The 16,603-nt window shown below is 72.1% G+C and carries 13 protein-coding genes and 1 pseudogene; 12 read left to right on the top strand and 2 right to left on the bottom strand.

Annotation, left to right across the window (positions count from 1 at the left end; translation table 11 throughout):
* Nucleotides 1-191: 191 nt before the first annotated feature.
* From BIV23_RS33540 to obgE, 10 genes and pseudogenes are all read left to right on the top strand, one after another.
* Nucleotides 192-731 (top strand): hypothetical protein, encoded by a 540-nt coding sequence (locus tag BIV23_RS33540; RefSeq protein WP_107471344.1) that lies wholly within the window; start codon nt 192-194, stop codon nt 729-731.
* 77 nt (nt 732-808) lie between these two features.
* Nucleotides 809-1,084 carry a hypothetical protein gene (locus tag BIV23_RS33535; RefSeq protein WP_071384757.1) on the top strand — a complete coding sequence of 92 codons (276 nt, stop codon included), beginning with the start codon at nt 809-811 and terminating at the stop codon, nt 1,082-1,084.
* 183 nt (nt 1,085-1,267) lie between these two features.
* On the top strand, nt 1,268-1,795 hold the full coding sequence (locus tag BIV23_RS33530; RefSeq protein ID WP_071384756.1) for a peptidylprolyl isomerase: 528 nt from the start codon (nt 1,268-1,270) through the stop codon (nt 1,793-1,795).
* Nucleotides 1,796-1,881: 86 nt separating this feature from the next.
* Nucleotides 1,882-2,751 carry a hypothetical protein gene (locus BIV23_RS33525; RefSeq protein WP_071384755.1) on the top strand — a complete coding sequence of 290 codons (870 nt, stop codon included), beginning with the start codon at nt 1,882-1,884 and terminating at the stop codon, nt 2,749-2,751.
* A 46-nt stretch (nt 2,752-2,797) separates the two neighbouring features.
* Complete coding sequence (locus tag BIV23_RS33520) at nt 2,798-3,574, top strand: TIGR03936 family radical SAM-associated protein (RefSeq protein ID WP_071384754.1); 777 nt, start codon at nt 2,798-2,800, stop codon at nt 3,572-3,574.
* A 262-nt stretch (nt 3,575-3,836) separates the two neighbouring features.
* Complete coding sequence (locus BIV23_RS33515) at nt 3,837-7,979, top strand: Rne/Rng family ribonuclease (RefSeq protein WP_071384753.1); 4,143 nt, start codon at nt 3,837-3,839, stop codon at nt 7,977-7,979.
* 150 nt (nt 7,980-8,129) lie between these two features.
* Nucleotides 8,130-8,660: pseudogene (locus BIV23_RS47275) on the top strand (dehydroquinate synthase/iron-containing alcohol dehydrogenase family protein); the annotation flags it as partial.
* A 171-nt stretch (nt 8,661-8,831) separates the two neighbouring features.
* Nucleotides 8,832-9,152 (top strand): 50S ribosomal protein L21, encoded by a 321-nt coding sequence (gene rplU / locus BIV23_RS33505; RefSeq protein ID WP_030749991.1) that lies wholly within the window; start codon nt 8,832-8,834, stop codon nt 9,150-9,152.
* A gap of 14 nt (nt 9,153-9,166) precedes the next feature.
* Nucleotides 9,167-9,421 carry a 50S ribosomal protein L27 gene (rpmA, locus tag BIV23_RS33500; protein WP_071384751.1) on the top strand — a complete coding sequence of 85 codons (255 nt, stop codon included), beginning with the start codon at nt 9,167-9,169 and terminating at the stop codon, nt 9,419-9,421.
* Between the two features lie 125 nt (nt 9,422-9,546).
* Complete coding sequence (gene obgE / locus BIV23_RS33495) at nt 9,547-10,992, top strand: GTPase ObgE (protein ID WP_071384750.1); 1,446 nt, start codon at nt 9,547-9,549, stop codon at nt 10,990-10,992.
* A gap of 100 nt (nt 10,993-11,092) precedes the next feature.
* Here obgE and galU read toward each other — a convergent pair whose 3' ends face one another.
* On the bottom strand, nt 11,093-12,031 hold the full coding sequence (galU, locus tag BIV23_RS33490; protein WP_071384749.1) for a UTP--glucose-1-phosphate uridylyltransferase GalU: 939 nt from the start codon (nt 12,029-12,031) through the stop codon (nt 11,093-11,095).
* A 40-nt stretch (nt 12,032-12,071) separates the two neighbouring features.
* Complete coding sequence (locus tag BIV23_RS33485; protein ID WP_071384748.1) at nt 12,072-14,375, bottom strand: bifunctional glycosyltransferase/CDP-glycerol:glycerophosphate glycerophosphotransferase; 2,304 nt, start codon at nt 14,373-14,375, stop codon at nt 12,072-12,074.
* Between the two features lie 476 nt (nt 14,376-14,851).
* Here BIV23_RS33485 and proB point away from each other — a divergent pair, with 476 nt between their 5' ends.
* Complete coding sequence (proB, locus tag BIV23_RS33480; protein WP_071384747.1) at nt 14,852-15,979, top strand: glutamate 5-kinase; 1,128 nt, start codon at nt 14,852-14,854, stop codon at nt 15,977-15,979.
* A 167-nt stretch (nt 15,980-16,146) separates the two neighbouring features.
* Nucleotides 16,147-16,572, top strand: a complete 426-nt coding sequence (locus tag BIV23_RS33475; protein ID WP_071384866.1) for a hypothetical protein — start codon at nt 16,147-16,149, stop codon at nt 16,570-16,572.
* Nucleotides 16,573-16,603: the final 31 nt, after the last annotated feature.

Below are 16,603 nucleotides of genomic sequence, written 5' to 3'. Positions count from 1 at the left end.
GTGCCGGCGTCAGCCATGCCGACTCCCCTGTCGGATACGGATATGGCGGTCCCGCTCCAGCACCGGCTCCGGAGCAGCCGGCCCCCCAGGCCGCCCCTCCGCCGCAGTACGCGCCGCAGCCGGCTCCGCAATACGCCGCTCCGCCGCCCCAACAGGCCGGGTACGCCGCCGCTTCGGGCACGTCGAGGGGAATGGCACAGGTCGCTCCCCCTCAGTACCCGCAGTACGCCCCGCCGCCGCAGTACGTGCCGCAGCCGGCACCGCAGTACGCCCCGCCGCCGCCCCAACAGACCGGCTACGCCTCCGCCTCGGCCTCGTCGCAGGGGGCGGCGCAGGCCAACGCCTCGCCGTACCCGCAGCCGCAGTACGCGCCGCCGCCGCAGTACGCGCCCGCGCCGCAGTACGCGCCGCCGCCGCAGTACGCCCCGCCCCAGCAGTACGCGCCCGCGCCGCAGTACGCGCCCGCGCAGCCGTCTTCGCAGGTCGTACCGCAGGTCATGCCGGAGGTGATGCCGAAGGTCGCCCCGCAGCTGGCCGCGCCCCAGGGCATCCCCGCGACGGACGGCCCGACGCACGTCACCCCGCAGGTGAACCCCCAGGTGAACCCGCAGGTGAACCCGCTCGTCAACCCGCTGGTCGGGGCGCCGAGCGTGCCGCAGCTGTCCCCGGTCGGCCTCGGGCAGGTCGCCGCACCTCCCGTCGGCCAGCTGGGGCTTCCGCAACTCGGCTGACCGCCGCCCCGTAACCGTCCGCAATCCCGACTCTCGACCCTGTTGCAGATCCCATCTGCCCGACCAACGGAGAACCAATGCGCAAGTTCCAGAGGGCCGTCCTCGTGGGTGCCGTCCTCGGCAGCGTCGCCTCGTTCGGCGCCGCCTCCGCCTCCGCGCACGGCGGGTTCGACCGTGACTTCGACGTCACGCAGAACACCGAGTGCCGCTCGCACGACATGAACATCAACGTGCTCGGCAACGTCAGCGCCCTCACCGGCGCGCTGGGCAACGCGCTGAACGGCGAAGGCAACCCGGGTGCGCAGCAGAGCCACCTCGGCTCGGACATGGGCTGCAACAACCAGGCCTTCTGACAGCCCGCACCCCGGCCGCCGCGCAGAGCCCCTTCCCCCGACCGGGAAGGGGCTCGCCGCTGTGCACGTCCCGCCCGCCGTCACTCGTTCGGCGGTAATGCCGCCGCCCGCGCGGTCAACCGGGCATACGGCACACAGGGTCGTGTCACGATCACGTGACGACCAGGCAGAGAGGCGTGACGGGTGGCAGAGCAGCTGTACGCGACGTTGAAGACCAGTCAGGGCGACATCGAGATCCGGCTCTTCCCGGATCACGCGCCGAAGACGGTGAGGAACTTCGTCGAGCTGGCGAAGGGCGAGCGGGAGTGGACCCATCCCAAGACGGGCGCGAAGACCACGGACCGGCTCTACGACGGCACGGTCTTCCACCGGGTCATCGAGGGCTTCATGATCCAGGGCGGTGACCCGCTGGGCAACGGCACGGGCGGCCCGGGGTACGAGTTCGCCGACGAGTTCCACCCCGACCTGGCCTTCACCAAGCCCTACCTGCTGGCCATGGCCAACGCCGGTCCGGGCACGAACGGGTCCCAGTTCTTCATCACGGTGGGTCCGACCACGTGGCTCACCGGCAAGCACACCATCTTCGGCGAAGTGGCCAACGACGCCGGCAGGAAGGTGGTCGACACCATCGCGGCGACGCAGACCAACCCGCGCACCGACCGACCCGTGCAGGACGTCGTCATCGAGTCCGTCGTCATCGAAGCCCGCTGACCGGGCCGGACCGCCGCAGCAGTCGTGACGGCATCGCAATCCGGCAGGGGGGAGCCGGGCCGGCGGGCCGGGGCGTCCTGACGGATATGGAACCGCAGAAGCCGTCGCCCGAGTCCCGGCAGTCCGAAGGGTGTCTCGTCGTCGCGATCCGGATCCCGGTCCGGATCGTCGTCCTCGTCCTGGTCGTACCGGTGCGGGTGGTGTGGGACGGGCTTGTCGTCGTCGGGCGGTTCCTGCCGGGCACGTTGCTGCGGCCGCGCGGACGCGCTCTGGCACGGGTGGCCGCCGGGTTGTGGCGGTACGTCCTGGTGCCGGTGGGCGGCGCGCTCGGGTGGCTCGGACGCGTGCTCGTCGTCGTACCGGCCGCGTGGCTCCACCGGTCGGTGCTCACCCCCCTCGGGCGGTATCTGTTCGTCGTGCCCGCGCGGTGGCTGTGCGCCCGGGTCCTCGCCCCCGTCGCCACCGCCGTCGGCCTCGCCGTGTACGGGGCGCTGCGCGTGGTGTTCGTCCTGCCCGCGCTCGCCCTGTGGCGCTGGGTGCTCGCGCCCGTCGGCCGCGTCCTCGCCGTCGTGGCGCGGGAGGCGGGGGAGGCCCTCTCGCACGCGTGGCGGGTCGCGGGGCGGCTCTCGCGGGCCGTGGGGCGGCTGCTCGGGACGCTCGTGCGGTGGATCCTCGTCGAATCCGTGCGCCGGGTGTACCGGAGTCTTCTCACGCCCGTCGGACGTCTCGTCCGGGACGCCGTCCTGCGGCCCGCCGCCCGGGGCGCGCGTGCGGTGGGGCGGGCCGTCCGCGGGGCGCCGGCCGGCGCGCGGGACACGGTGCGGCAGGTCCGCGCCGACGTACGGCGGGCGCTGTTCGGCGAGCCCCGGCAGCCGGCCGCGGTGGACCGGCGGGAACCTCAGGGGCCCGCTGCACGTACTCTTGGTAGCAGTACGACCGCTCTCACGAAGGACTAGGACACTGGGCAAGCGACAGCCCGAAGGCCCGCCGCCCGCACCCGCGGTGCAGCGCATCCGACTGCGCTACACCAAGCGCGGCCGCCTGAGGTTCACCAGCCACCGAGACTTCCAGCGCGCCTTCGAGCGTGCGCTGCGCCGTGCCGAGGTGCCCATGGCGTACTCGGCAGGGTTCACGCCGCACCCCAAGGTGTCGTACGCCAATGCCGCACCCACCGGCACGGGCAGCGAGGCGGAGTACCTGGAGATCGCGCTGACACAGGCGCGTGACCCGCAGACGCTGCGCGTCCTCCTCGACGAGTCGCTGCCCGCCGGGCTCGACGTCGTCGACGCGGTCGAGGCGCGGACCTCGGGCCTCGCCGACCGGCTGACGGCCTCCGTCTGGGAGCTGCGGCTGGACGGCGTGGACCCGGTCGACGCCGAGCGCGCGGTCGAGGCCTTCACCGAGGCCGAGACCGTCGAGGTGCAGCGCACGACCAAGAACGGCGTCCGCACCTTCGACGCCCGCCCGGCCGTGGTGAGTCTGGAAACGCACAGTTCACCGGCTGATAGGCCGACCGACCAGCCCTGTGCGATACTGCGGCTGGTTGTTCGGCACGTGACGCCTGCCGTACGACCCGACGACGTCCTGTCCGGTCTCCGCGCCGTGGCCGACCTGGCGCCGCCGGTCCCCGCAGCGGTGACCAGGCTGGCGCAGGGGCTGTTCGATGAAGAGACCGGCACGGTGACCGACCCGCTCGCGCCCGACCGCGAGGCAGCCGAGGCCCTGACGGCCAGACCGGCTGCCGCCGCGACGGCGCCGACGCCGGAAGGTTCCGCGTAGGGACGGACGTCGTAGCGCCGCCCTCGTACTCGGGAGCCACCTGGGTCGGGCAGCGCACCGACCAGAAGACTTTCGCCAGGCCGTACCGACAAGGCGTACGGAACCGGCGAGACAGGACACAGAGTGCTCCCGTGCGGCGCCCGCGCCCCGGACGGCGGCCATCGCGCATCGCGCGGGCCGCGGACGTCAACGGCGGACGGCCCTTCGAGGCCGACGCCGGACCAGGCGCGGCGCCCGGGAGCCTGACGGGAGAAACGCCCGCATGCTCGAACCGACCGAGCCCGTCGAGGGCTCCGAACCGAACACTCCGAGCGACACCCTGCCGCCGCGCAGGCGTCGCCGTGCCGCCTCCCGCCCGGCGGGCCCGCCCGCCGCGGCCGGGGCAGCCACCGAGGTGACCCTGCCGGCCATACCGGCCGATGAGGACACCGAGGACATCGAGGGCGCGGAGGACACCGAGGCACTGATCGCCGCCGAAGGTGGCGAAGCGTCCGTCGAGGCCGGGAAGACCGCCGAGGCGCCGACCGCCGGCCGCCCGCGCCGACGGGCCACGCGCCGCGCCTCCGCCCCCGCCGGGGCACCGGCGGCCGCCGAGGCCGTCGCACCGGCCGCGCCCGCCGCCGAGGCGACCGAGCAGCCCGCCGCTGCCGTGGCCGAGGGCGGCGAGGTCGTCGTCGGCGAGGACGCCGCACCGCGCCGCACCCGCCGCCGGGCCACCCGCACCGTTTCCGCACCGACCGCCGCCGAGACCGGCGCCGCCGAGGCCACCGAGCCCGCTGCCGCCGAGGTCGAGGAGGCCCCGGCCGCCGCGCGTCCGCGCCGTCGCGCCGCACGCCGCGCCTCCGCGCCCGCCGGTGCCCCGAAGGCCGCCGAGGAGACGTCGGCCGTCGTCGAGGCCGAGGCCGAGGCCGCCCCGCAGGAGGTCGCCGCGGTCGAGGCTGCCGAGCCCGCCGCCGAGGAGGCTCCGGCCGCCGCGCGTCCGCGCCGTCGCGCCACGCGCCGCGCCTCGGCGCCCGCCGGTGCCCCCGCCCAGGAGGAGGCCGCCGAGGCTCCGGTGAGCGAGGAGGCTCCGGTGAGCGAGGAGGCTCCGGCCGCCGCTCCCGCCGAGGAGGCCGCTGTGAGCCGTACCCGTCGGCGTGCCACCCGGCGGGTGTCCGCGCCCGCCGGTGCCCCCGTGCAGGAGGAGGCCGTCGTGGCCGAGGAAGCTCCCGCCCCCGCCGCCGAGGAAGCCCCGCAGGCTCCGGCCGAGGAAGCCGCTCCGCGGCGTGCCCGGCGTCGGGCCGTGCGCGCCGCGTCCGGGTTCTCCGCGTCGGCCCGGTCCGCGAAGACCGAGGTCACCGAAGCGGCCGAGCCCGCCGAGGCCGCTGAGGCCTCGGGGAGTCGCTCTCCGCGCAGGCCCGCCCGCCCCGCCGTCGCCGTGTTCCAGGCGCCGGTGTTCGCCGAGCCGAGGTTCCAGACCCCGCAGCGCGCCGCCGCCGAGGCCGCTGCCGAGGCCGCCGGGACGGAGGAGCCCGAGGAGGCCGACGAGTACACCGAGGAGCGCCCCGAGGCCGGTGCGCGCCGTCGCCGCCGCCGTCGGGGTGCCGCCGAGGAGCCGCAGGCCGTCGAGACCGCCCCCGCCGTCGAGGAGACGGAGGAGACCGCCGTCGAGGCCGCCGAGTCCGTCGAGGCCGCCGAGGAACTCGGCGAGGGCGAGGAGACCGACGAGACCGAGGGCTTCGAGGAGGCCGGCTCCCGTCGCCGCCGCCGTCGGGGCGGCCGTCGCCGCCGTCGCGGTGAGGCCGCCGACGGCGAGGGCGCCGAGGCCGACGAGCTGGCCGCCGAGCAGGCCGAGCAGGACGCCGAGGACACCGCCGAGCAGGAGGAAGAGGACGCCGAGGAGGCTCGTGGCGACGAGTCCGGCGGTTCCAGCTCCAGCAGCCGCCGTCGCCGTCGCCGCCGTCGCCGCGCCGGTGACACCGGTACCGACACCGAGCCCGGCGAGGGCGACCCGGAGCGTACGGTCGTCAAGGTCCGCGAGCCGCGCAAGCCGAGCGAGCCGTCCGACGAGGTGCAGTCCATCAAGGGCTCGACGCGTCTGGAGGCCAAGAAGCAGCGCCGCCGCGAGGGCCGTGAGCAGGGCCGCCGACGCGTTCCGATCATCACCGAGGCCGAGTTCCTGGCCCGCCGCGAGGCCGTCGAGCGCGTGATGGTCGTGCGCCAGTACGGCGAGCGCACGCAGATCGGCGTCCTGGAGGACGGCGTGCTCGTCGAGCACTACGTCAACAAGGAGCAGTCGACCTCGTACGTCGGCAACGTGTACCTGGGCAAGGTGCAGAACGTGCTGCCGTCGATGGAGGCCGCCTTCATCGACATCGGCAAGGGCCGCAACGCCGTGCTCTACGCCGGTGAGGTCAACTTCGAGGCGCTGGGCATGGCGGGCGGCCCCCGCCGCATCGAGTCCGCCCTCAAGTCCGGCCAGTCCGTCCTCGTGCAGGTCACCAAGGACCCGATCGGACACAAGGGTGCGCGTCTGACCAGCCAGGTCTCGCTGCCGGGCCGCTACCTCGTGTACGTCCCCGAGGGCTCGATGACCGGTATCAGCCGCAAGCTGCCCGACACCGAGCGGGCCCGGCTGAAGACCATCCTCAAGAAGATCGTGCCCGAGGACGCGGGCGTCATCGTGCGCACCGCCGCCGAGGGCGCGAGCGAGGACGAGCTGCGCCGCGACGTCGAGCGGCTCCAGGCGCAGTGGGAGGAGATCCAGAAGAAGGCGAAGAACGGCAACGCCCCGACGCTGCTGTACGGCGAGCCGGACATGACCGTCCGGGTCGTGCGCGACATCTTCAACGAGGACTTCTCCAAGGTCGTCGTCAGCGGTGCCGACGCCTGGGAGACGATCCACGGGTACGTCTCGCACGTCGCGCCGGATCTCGCGGGCCGGCTGTCGAAGTGGACCTCCGAGGTCGACGTCTTCGCCACGTACCGGATCGACGAGCAGCTCGCCAAGGCGCTCGACCGCAAGGTCTGGCTGCCCAGCGGTGGTTCGCTGGTGATCGACAAGACCGAGGCCATGGTCGTGATCGATGTCAACACCGGCAAGTTCACCGGCCAGGGCGGCAACCTCGAAGAGACCGTGACCCGGAACAACCTGGAGGCGGCCGAGGAGATCGTGCGTCAGCTGCGGCTGCGCGACCTCGGCGGCATCGTCGTCATCGACTTCATCGACATGGTGCTGGAGTCCAACCGGGACCTGGTGCTGCGGCGCCTGCTGGAGTGCCTGGGCCGGGACCGCACGAAGCACCAGGTCGCCGAGGTGACCTCGCTGGGTCTGGTCCAGATGACCCGCAAGCGCGTCGGCCAGGGCCTGCTGGAGTCCTTCTCCGAGACCTGTGTCCACTGCAACGGCCGCGGTGTCATCGTGCACATGGAGCAGCCGAGCGTGCCCGCCGGCGGCGGTGGCGGCAAGCGCAAGAAGCGCGGCAAGGGCGGTGACGTGCACGAGCACGTGACCGCGGAGCACGTGCACGAGACCGCGGCCGCGGCCGTGGAGACCGGCGAGGCCGTCGAGCCCGAGGCGGAGACCGCCGCCGAGGTCGCCGCCGAGGCCGCCGAGCCGGTCGCCCTGCCCGCGCCCGAGTTCGCACCGGACGAGGAGCTGTACAGCAGCGTCGCCGAGGCGGAGGCGGCGGCCACCCGTGGCCGTTCGCGGCGCCGGGCGAGCCGCCGTGCGTCGGCTCCGGCGGGCGCGCCGAAGGCGGAGAAGGCCCCCAAGGCCGAGCAGGCTGTGCAGGCCGAGCCGGTCGAGGAGGCCCCCGCGGCCGCCGCGGCGCCGGTCGCCGGGGTGCCCGCTGCCGAGCCGGTCGTCGCGGAGCCGCCGGCCGAGGCCGTCGAGGCGGTCGAGGAGGCCGCGCCCAAGGGCCGCACGCGCCGTCGTGCGACCCGGAAGGTGTCCGCGCCGGCCGGTTCCCCGGCGGGGGTCGAGGCGACCGTGGTGACGGTGCCCGAGACCGCGGTCGAGGCCGCGGTCGAGGCCGAGGCCGCTGCGCCGGCTCCGGTCGAGGAGGCGCCCGCCGAGAGCGCCGCCCCGGCCCGCCCGCGTCGGCGTGCCGTGCGCAAGGCCACCGCGCCGACCGCGTCCGAGGAGGCGGCCGTCGTGGTCGTCCCGTCGGCGACGGAGGCCGCGGAGGCGCCCGAGGCCGGGGCCGAGGCTCCGGTCGAGGAGGTCGCTCCGGCCAAGAAGGCGGCCCGCAAGACCGCCAAGAAGGCCCCGGCGAAGAAGACGGCAGCCAAGAAGACCGTGGCGAAGAAGACCGCCGCGAAGAAGACGGCGGCCAAGAAGACCACGGCCAAGAAGGCGACCAAGACGGCCGCCGCGAAGTCGACGGCGAAGAAGACCACCACGGTCGCCACCGCCGACGACTGATCAGTCGCCGTACCAGGTGTGGCCCTGTCCGTTCGCGGACAGGGCCACACCTGTTTTCTGTTTCACCGCCTGCTTTCCGGCGGGCGCGTCCTCGCTGCCCGGCGCCGTCTGGTTCGAGGTGGGCGGCGGCACCCTGGACGAGGCGATCCGGACAACGACGCCGGCCGTGGCGCGTACGGCGTGCCCACACCGATCGCCCTCCTCGCGTCGACCTCACGGTGATACGGGAGGCGCCGACCCGGTTCGAGCGCTCGGGCATCGGCGAGGCCCTGTCCGACATCTCCGCGGTCGCGGACTGGGAGCCGGCCCACCGGGTCACCGGCGAGAAGCTCGACGGTCTGGCCGCGGCCATGGCCCGCGCTCGGCCATCCGTATCCGCACCGGGCGGCGAATCACGGAGAGCAGGTGGGCGTCGGCGCCGCCTTCGCGACGTACCTGCGGGGCGGGCACGGCACGGCCCGGCTGATGGCCGACGTGCTGCGCCGGCGCGGTCTGCCCGTGGTGGCGCGGGAGCTCGGCTTCAGCGACGAGGAGTTCGTCGGGGCCGTCGGGTTCGCCCCGGAGACCCGGCCCGGCCGCTACACGATCCTGGAGCATCTCGCGCTGTCGCCGAGCGACATCGGGACGGCGTACGCCGCGTACGTGACCGCGGTCGCGGGCCGGCCGGGCCGTCCAGTTTGACCCCCACAGCCCGGCCCCGTAACCTTGACCGTCGGCGTGTCACTGAGCACGCCACATCCCCGTAAACCTCATCCTCCCGGGCGCAGTGCGGGCCGGGAGAGGTCGCCCGTGTGTTGTCGGGCGGCTGGCCTGCGGGGGTGCCGGTTCTGGACGAGCGAAAGAGAGATCCGCGTGTACGCCATCGTGCGCAGCGGTGGTCGCCAGCACAAGGTTGCTGTCGGCGACATCGTTGAGGTTGACAAGATTTCCACTGCCAAGGTTGGCGACACGGTCGAGCTCTCGACCCTGCTCGTTGTCGACGGCGACGCCGTGACCAGCGACCCGTGGGTGCTGGCCGGCATCAAGGTCCAGGCCGAGGTCGTGGACCACCACAAGGGCCAGAAGATCGACATTCTGCGCTACAAGAACAAGACCGGCTACCGCCGTCGTCAGGGCCACCGCCAGCAGTACACGGCGATCAAGGTCACGTCGATCCCCGCGGCTGCGAAGTAAGGGACTGAGGAGACATGGCACACAAGAAGGGCGCATCGTCCACCCGGAACGGTCGCGACTCCAATGCCCAGCGGCTCGGCGTGAAGCGCTTCGGCGGTCAGGTCGTGAACGCTGGTGAGATCCTGGTTCGCCAGCGCGGCACCCACTTCCACCCCGGCGCAGGTGTCGGCCGTGGCGGCGACGACACGCTGTTCGCCCTCGAGGCCGGTGCGGTGGAGTTCGGTACCCACCGCGGCCGCAAGGTCGTGAACATCGTTCCGGTCGCCTGAATCGCCTGATTCGGCGCCGAACGCTTCACTTCGCGAGGCGGACCTCACTTCCCGGTCGGGAAGGCGGGTCCGCCTTTCGCGTGTTGACATAGGTAATACCCGTGAGTTTCTGGAGGCACTGAACCATGACCACCTTCGTGGACCGCGTCGAGCTGCACGTCGCCGCGGGTAACGGAGGCCACGGCTGTGCCTCCGTCCACCGCGAGAAGTTCAAGCCGCTCGGCGGCCCGGACGGCGGCAACGGCGGACGTGGCGGTGACATCATCCTCACCGTCGACCAGTCCGTGACCACCCTGCTCGACTACCACCACTCGCCGCACCGCAAGGCCACCAACGGCAAGCCCGGCGAGGGCGGCAACCGGTCCGGCAAGGACGGCCAGGACCTGGTCCTGCCCGTGCCGGACGGGACCGTCGTCCTCGACAAGGCCGGCAATGTCCTCGCCGACCTGATCGGGCACGGGACGTCGTACATCGCCGCGCAGGGCGGCCGCGGCGGGCTCGGGAACGCGGCGCTGGCCTCCGCCCGCCGCAAGGCCCCCGGCTTCGCGCTGCTCGGCGAGCCCGGTGACCTGCAGGACGTCGTCCTGGAGCTGAAGACCGTCGCCGACGTGGCCCTCGTCGGCTACCCGAGCGCGGGCAAGTCCTCGCTGATCTCGGTGCTCAGCGCGGCCAAGCCGAAGATCGCCGACTACCCCTTCACGACCCTCGTGCCCAACCTCGGTGTCGTGACGGCCGGTTCGACCGTCTACACCATCGCCGACGTGCCCGGTCTGATCCCGGGCGCCAGCCAGGGCAAGGGCCTCGGCCTGGAGTTCCTGCGGCACGTGGAGCGGTGCAGCGTGCTGGTGCACGTGCTGGACACCGCGACGCTGGAGTCCGACCGCGACCCGGTCTCCGACCTCGACATCATCGAGGAGGAGCTGCGCCAGTACGGCGGTCTCGACAACCGGCCCCGGATCGTCGTCCTGAACAAGGTCGACGTGCCCGACGGCAAGGACCTCGCCGAGATGGTCCGCCCCGACCTGGAGGCCCGCGGCTACCGCGTCTTCGAGGTGTCGGCCGTCGCTCACATCGGGCTGCGCGAGCTGTCCTTCGGGCTCGGTGAGCTGGTCGCCCAGGCGCGTGCCGCGAAGCCGAAGGAGGAGGCGACGCGGATCGTCATCCGGCCCAAGGCCGTGGACGACGCCGGCTTCACCGTCACGCGCGAGGAGGTCGGCGGCGAGCTGCTGTTCCGGGTGCGCGGCGACAAGCCCGAGCGTTGGGTCCGCCAGACCGACTTCAACAACGACGAGGCCGTCGGCTACCTCGCCGACCGCCTCAACCGCCTCGGTGTGGAAGAGGAGTTGATGAAGGCGGGCGCCCGGAACGGCGACGGCGTCGCCATCGGCCCCGAGGAGAACGCGGTCGTCTTCGACTGGGAGCCGACGGTCATGGCCGGCGCGGAGATGCTGGGCCGCCGAGGCGAGGACCACCGCTTCGACGCGCAGCGGCCCGCGGCGCAGCGCCGTAGGGACAGGCAGGCGGAGCGGGACGAGGCCGGCCGGGAGTTCGACGACTTCGAGCCGTTCTAGGCGACGGTCAGACAGGAGGGCGGGCCCGGAGGTTTTCCTCCGGGCCCGCCCTCCTGTGTTCCGTACCGGCTGTTCCCGTCCCGGCTCTTCCCTACCGACGTCAGCTGTCCGCGTCCGTCAGCTCCTCGGCCACGTAACTGCGAAGCCAGGTCCGGAAGTCCGGGCCCAGGTCTTCACGTTCGCACGCGAGTCTGACGATGGCACGCAGATAGTCGCCCCGGTCGCCGGTGTCGTAGCGGCGGCCCTCGAAGACGACGCCGTGCACCGGTCCGCCGACCTTCCCCGCGGCGGCAGCCGCTGATGAATGCGTCTGCGCGAGCTGCTGGAGGGCGTCGGTGAGCTGGATCTCGCCGCCGCGGCCGGGCTCGGTCCGGCGGAGTACGTCGAAGATGTGCGGGTCGAGGACGTAGCGGCCGATGACCGCGTAGTTCGAGGGGGCGTCCGCCGGGTCCGGCTTCTCGACCAGCCCGGTCACCTTGACGACGTCGCCGTCGGCGGTGGCCTCCACGGCCGCGCAGCCGTAGAGGTGGATCTGCTCGGGCGCGACCTCCATGAGGGCGATCACGCTGCCGCCGTGCTGTTCCTGGGTCTCGATCATGCGCCGGAGCAGCGGGTCGCGCGGGTCGATCAGGTCGTCGCCGAGGAGGACGGCGAAGGGCTCGTGGCCCACGTGCGGGGCGGCGCACAGGACGGCGTGGCCGAGGCCCCTGGGGTCGCCCTGGCGGACGTAGTGCATGGTGGCCAGGTCGCTGGACTCCTGGACCTTGGCGAGCCGGCCGGCGTCGCCCTTCTTCTGAAGGGCCGACTCCAGCTCGTAGTTGCGGTCGAAGTGGTCCTCCAGGGGACGCTTGTTGCGTCCGGTGACCATGAGCACGTCGTCGAGCCCCGCCGCCACGGCCTCCTCGACCACGTACTGGATCGCCGGCTTGTCGACGACCGGCAGCATCTCCTTGGGAGTGGCCTTCGTGGCCGGCAGGAACCGGGTCCCGAGGCCTGCCGCAGGGATGACAGCCTTGGAAATGGAGGGGCGGGAAACCACGGGGTGCTCGTCTCTCTCGTTCGGTACGTCAGGCCGTGCGTCAGGCGCCGATGAGGCCACGCTCAGCGGTCGGCTGCTGCGGAATGCGCGCCTTGGCGACGACTCCCGGCGCGGGAGCCGGGGTCCGCTCGTCCAGGGGCAGCACCGTGGGACCCCGGTCCTGGCCGAGGAACAGCCGGCGCACGACGCGCTCCGCCGCGTTGCCGTCGTCGAACTGCACGAACCGCTCGCGGAACGCGGCCCGCAGCTCGGCGGCCTCGGCGCTGTTCCAGGCGCCGGAGCGGAAGACCGAGATCAGCTCGTCCTCCGTGGTGGCGGTCGCGCCGGGGGTCTCGCCCGGCTGCCCGGAGAGGATGTCGAAGTAGACACCGCGGGCCTTGCGGTAGACCTCCCAGTCGTCCGCGTAGCTGACGATCGGGCGGTCGAGGCACGCGTAGTCGAACATGATCGACGAGTAGTCCGTGATCAGCGCGTCGGCGGCCAGGCAGAGGTCCTCGACCACCGGGTACCGCGACACGTCCTTGATCAGCCCGCGCTCCTGGAGGGCCGCCAGCCGGGGGTCGGCACCGTAGAAGTAGTGGGTGCGCACCAGGACGACATGGTCGGGGCCGAGCTCGCGGCAGAAGCGCTCGAGGTCGATCCGGGGCACGTAGCCCTTCTGGTAGTCGCGCACCGTCGGGCAGTAGAGGATGGCGGTCTTGCCGTCCTCGATGCCGAGTTCACGGCGGATCCGCGTGACGTCCTCGGAGGTGGCCCGGAAGTAGACGTCGTTGCGCGGGTATCCGAACTCGACGGCCTCGAACGCGCAGGGGTACACCCGCTCCCAGATCTCCGTGGAGTGCTGGTTGGAGGTGAGGCTGAGGTCCCACTTGTCGGCCCGCTCCAGCATCTTGGCGAAGCTCATGTTCTTGGCCGCCGCCGGGTACTTCTGCTGGTCGATGCCCATCTGCTTCAGCGGGGTGCCGTGGTGGGTCTGGAGGAAGACCTGCTCGGGCCGCTTGACGATGTCGTTCGGGAAGTTGACGTTGTTGACGAGGTACTTGGCCCGGGCCATGACCTCCCAGTAGCGCGGCGAGTTGGCCACCACGTAGTCGACGCCCGCGGGGACGGTGTCCACCGCGTCGCGCTTGACGACCCACACACCGTGGACGTTCGGGGCCAGCTCCTTCGCCTTCTCGTAGACGGCTCCGGGGTTGCAGGCGACACCGCGGTTCCAGTAGGCCGCGTAGACGGCGAGGTTCTCGTCGACGGGCCGGCGCAGGTGCAGCTGGTACAGCCGGTTGTAGGCGGTCTTGCCGAGCTTGGTCTTGACCTTGGTGGCCCGCTTGATCACCTCGCGACGGGTGTTGCTCGCGGCCATCACCGCCGAGTACGCCGTGTAGGAGCCGCGCTCCAGCAGCTGGAACCGGGTGCCCTGCGTGCCCTCCGGGAGGACGAGGCCCCGCGGCTTGAAGCGCTTGTAGTCGGCGGCCGCCAGCTTGAAGAACTCCGCGCGGTCCTTGGGGACGATGCGGTCCTCACGGGCCAGGGTGAACAGGTAGTGGCTGACGGCGCGCTCGAACAGCAGGGCCCGCACCGGCTCCAGGTGGGGACGCTCGTCGAGGAACGCGAAGAGCCGCTGGTACTGCTCGAAGATCCCGAAGTGCTTGCGTCCGGGCGTGCGCATGGAGTTGCCCTGGCGGCGCTGGCGGTACTCGACGCAGACGTGGTCCGTGGCGGCGATGCGCTGCGCGGTCAGCATGGTCTTGTAGACCATGAGGGCATCCTCGTAGATGCCGTCGGTGAAGGTGAAGTGGTGGTCGTCGACGTAGAACTCGCGGCGGTAGGCGCGGTTCCACACCACGGCGAACATGCCGAGGTACTCGGGACGCTCCAGCGCCGTGAAGACGTCCTCGCCGGCCGCGGCGAGCAGTTCGCCGGCCGCGCTCGCCTGCACCCGGTTGTTCCAGTACGTGCGGACGTGGTTGAGCAGGAGGATGTCGGGGTTGTCCGTGGCGGCCAGCCGGTCGGCTATCGCCTGGAGAGCGCCGTCGGCGAGGGTGTCGTCGCTGTCGAGGAAGAGGATGTACTCGCCGCGTGCCTTCAGCGCGCCGGCGTCCCGTGCCTTTCCTATGCCCTGGTTCTCCGCCAGGTGCACGGGTACGACGCGCGCGTCCAGGGCGGCGTATTCGTCGAGTATGCGCCCGCAGGAGTCGGGGGAGTGGTCGTCGATCGCGACGACCTCGAAGTCCTCGAAGGACTGGGAGAGGATGGAGTCCAAGCATGCGCGCAGATATCCCTGAACTTTATAAACAGGGACGACCACGCTTATTTTGGGCGAAGTGCTTCCATCCGCGAGGGGCATGCTTGGGGCTCCTGGACTGTCGATCAGACTCACCCGCGCCCCGCTGCTGACATGCGGCGCGGGTGGCGAGAGGCACAAGGAGTGCAAGGTTAAGGTTCGTTTAATCCTACCCTAACGTCACTCGTGGAACGTTCTTACCACAGCCCGTCCGTCGCTGGTCAGTTGGGGTGTGGCAGGGCTCACCCGGGCTGCTGAGTGTGAGACGCACCGTGTGAGATGGCTCCGAAGGTAAGAAGAGGAAAAGATTCACTGTTCACATCTTTGATGCACCTTTGGCGCGTAAATGGACAATTCCCTGTCGAGAGGGCCGCGGAATCCCGTTTTCCGTTGACGCGCCGATCCGCCCTGCGATCCTGCCCGGCTGGGTGGCTGGGCGGCTTTTCGCGTTCCACCCACCGGACCTGAACGCACCACCCGCACCCGTTCGCGTAGATTGCGGCTCGGGTGATGGACCGCGCGAGGGGACGGACAGCAAGGTGGCAAGGGCAAGGCAGGCCGTACGCGAGGCCCGCAGGATCGTCGTCAAGGTGGGGTCCTCCTCCCTGACCACCGCCGTCGGCGGACTCGACGCCGACCGCGTCGACGCGCTGGTCGACGTGCTGGCCAAGATCCGCAGCGGGGGAGAGCGGGAGATCGTCCTGGTCTCCTCCGGCGCCATCGCCGCAGGTCTCGCCCCGCTCGGCCTGCGCCGCCGCCCCAAGGACCTGGCCCGGCAGCAGGCCGCCGCCAGCGTCGGCCAGGGCCTGCTCGTCGCCCGCTACACCGCCTCCTTCGCCCGCTACGGCGTCCGTGTCGGCCAGGTCCTGCTCACCTCCGACGACATGAGCCGCCGCGCCCACCACCGCAACGCCTCCCGCACCCTCGACAAGCTGCTCGCCATGGGTGCCTTCCCGATCGTCAACGAGAACGACACCGTCGCCACCGACGAGATCCGCTTCGGCGACAACGACCGCCTCGCCGCCCTCGTCGCCCACCTCGTCCACGCCGACCTGCTCGTCCTGCTCTCCGACATCGACGGGGTCTACGACGGGGACCCCAGCAGGCCCGGCACCTCGCGGGTGGCGGAGGTGACGGGGCCGGAGGACCTCGCGGGCGTGGAGATCGGCAGCACGGGCAAGGCCGGCGTCGGCACCGGCGGCATGGTCACCAAGGTCGAGGCCGCCCGGATCGCGGCCGCCGCGGGCATCCCCGTCGTCCTCACCAGCGCCGTGCACGCGGCGGACGCGCTGAGCGGCGGCGACACCGGCACCTACTTCCACCCCACCGGCAGGCGCTCCGCCGACCGGCTGCTGTGGCTCCAGCACGCCTCCACCCCGCAGGGCGCGCTGACCCTCGACGACGGCGCCGTCGAGGCCGTCGTCAAGGGCCGCAAGTCGCTGCTGCCCGCCGGAATCGCCTCCGTGGAGGGCGAGTTCAGCGCCGGCGACCCCGTCGAACTGCGGGACACGGCCGGTCGCGCGGTGGCCCGGGGCCTCGTCAACTTCGACGCCAAGGAGATCCCCCGGCTGATCGGGCGTTCGACCCACGAGCTGGCCCGCGAGCTGGGCCCGGCGTACGAGCGCGAGGTCGTACACAGGGACGACCTGGTGCTCCTGCACCTCTGACAGTCGCAAGACCGCTCGTAAAACAGGGCGTACGGCACGCCCCCGGTGGGGGACGTTCCGTAAAACCACCACGCGGAGCCCTGCGGCCTGCTCAACTTTGTCTCGGGGGCATGTTGGCAGGACACGCCTTCCGTCAAGGGGCCGAGCGAGCCATGAAGGAGGCCGTCGTGAGACGAGTGCGCCCTGGGGCGACGTCGCGCGGTGCTCTGACGAGCGTCGCGGCCGGGGACACCTACGAGGAGCCGAAAGACCTGCCCCGGCTGTGGCACGTCACCCTCAGCGTCTCCGGGGACACCGTCCCCCTGCCCGATCTGCGCCGGGCCCTGGAACAGCTGGCCCATGACCACCCCTTCCTCCTGACCAGCAGATACGCGACCGATCACGCCGAGATCCGGTACTGGGAGGAGGCCCGCGACCTGCACGACGCCGCGGCCGTCGCCCTGCGCCTGTGGGGCGAGCACCGGCAGAGCGCCGGACTGCCCGCGTGGGAGATCGTCGGCCTGGAGGTCATCGACCGCGAGACCTACCACCACCGCATCGCCGAGGGCTACGGCCCGTCGCCCGCGACACCCGTAGGGGTCCACCCCTTCTGATCCCGTACGTTCTGATCCCGTACGGGGGTTT

This window comes from Streptomyces monashensis, assembly GCF_001866665.1.
GTDB classification, from domain to species: Bacteria; Actinomycetota; Actinomycetes; order Streptomycetales; family Streptomycetaceae; genus Streptomyces; species Streptomyces monashensis.
Note: the sequence above shows the minus strand (reverse complement) of the source record. Positions and strands in the feature narration are given on the sequence as shown.

What these genes read in the sequence shown, in the direction of transcription:
- obgE (WP_071384750.1), top strand. Translation starts at nt 9,547, where the DNA reads ATGACCACCTTCGTGGACCGCGTCGAGCTGCACGTCGCCGCGGGTAAC.
- rpmA (WP_071384751.1), top strand. Translation starts at nt 9,167, where the DNA reads ATGGCACACAAGAAGGGCGCATCGTCCACCCGGAACGGTCGCGACTCC.
- BIV23_RS33525 (WP_071384755.1), top strand. Translation starts at nt 1,882, where the DNA reads ATGGAACCGCAGAAGCCGTCGCCCGAGTCCCGGCAGTCCGAAGGGTGT.
- BIV23_RS33540 (WP_107471344.1), top strand. Translation starts at nt 192, where the DNA reads ATGGCACAGGTCGCTCCCCCTCAGTACCCGCAGTACGCCCCGCCGCCG.
- BIV23_RS33515 (WP_071384753.1), top strand. Translation starts at nt 3,837, where the DNA reads ATGCTCGAACCGACCGAGCCCGTCGAGGGCTCCGAACCGAACACTCCG.
- BIV23_RS33485 (WP_071384748.1), bottom strand. Translation starts at nt 14,375, where the DNA reads ATGCCCCTCGCGGATGGAAGCACTTCGCCCAAAATAAGCGTGGTCGTC.
- BIV23_RS33535 (WP_071384757.1), top strand. Translation starts at nt 809, where the DNA reads ATGCGCAAGTTCCAGAGGGCCGTCCTCGTGGGTGCCGTCCTCGGCAGC.